At 48.4% G+C, this 430-nt stretch carries 3 tRNA genes; all 3 read left to right on the top strand.

The annotated features are described in order from the left end of the window. The first annotated feature begins 27 nt into the window (after window positions 1–27). The 3 genes from NI461_RS14135 (at window position 28) to NI461_RS14125 (ending at window position 342) form a co-directional block, all read left to right on the top strand. Window positions 28–112, top strand: a tRNA-Leu gene (locus tag NI461_RS14135). Between the two features lie 34 nt (window positions 113–146). Beyond that, window positions 147–220: transfer RNA gene (locus NI461_RS14130), tRNA-Trp, on the top strand. 37 nt (window positions 221–257) lie between these two features. Then, a tRNA-Leu gene (locus NI461_RS14125) sits at window positions 258–342 on the top strand. Window positions 343–430 lie beyond the last annotated feature (88 nt).

Raw genomic sequence — 430 nt, 5'->3', positions numbered from 1 at the left:
GTGATCCCTATAGTATACACAGCCATTGGGGACGTGGCGAAATTGGTAGACGCACTGGATTTAGGTTCCAGCGCCGCGAGGTGTGAGAGTTCGAGTCTCTCCGTCCCCACCAACAGTATTTAGGTCACTAGATACTGGGTGGAAGTAGAGGATTGGTGTAATGGTAGCATGACGGTCTCCAAAACCGTTCGTCAAGGTTCGAATCCTTGATCCTCTGCCAAAGTTTATAAAATCCAACCTTGGGTTGGTACCCTGATGGGGACGTGGCGAAATTGGTAGACGCACTGGATTTAGGTTCCAGCGCCGCGAGGTGTGAGAGTTCGAGTCTCTCCGTCCCCACCATCAAAAGAGACAAGGCGATGACCTTGTTTTTTTTCGCCTGAAATTTCTAAATCTTAGAAGTATAAAAAAGCCCATAACAATGGGCTGA

It is taken from the genome of Acinetobacter sp. S4400-12 (genome assembly GCF_024129495.1).
Taxonomy (GTDB): domain Bacteria; phylum Pseudomonadota; class Gammaproteobacteria; order Pseudomonadales; family Moraxellaceae; genus Acinetobacter; species Acinetobacter lwoffii_C.
This window is presented reverse-complemented; position numbering and strand designations above follow the sequence as displayed.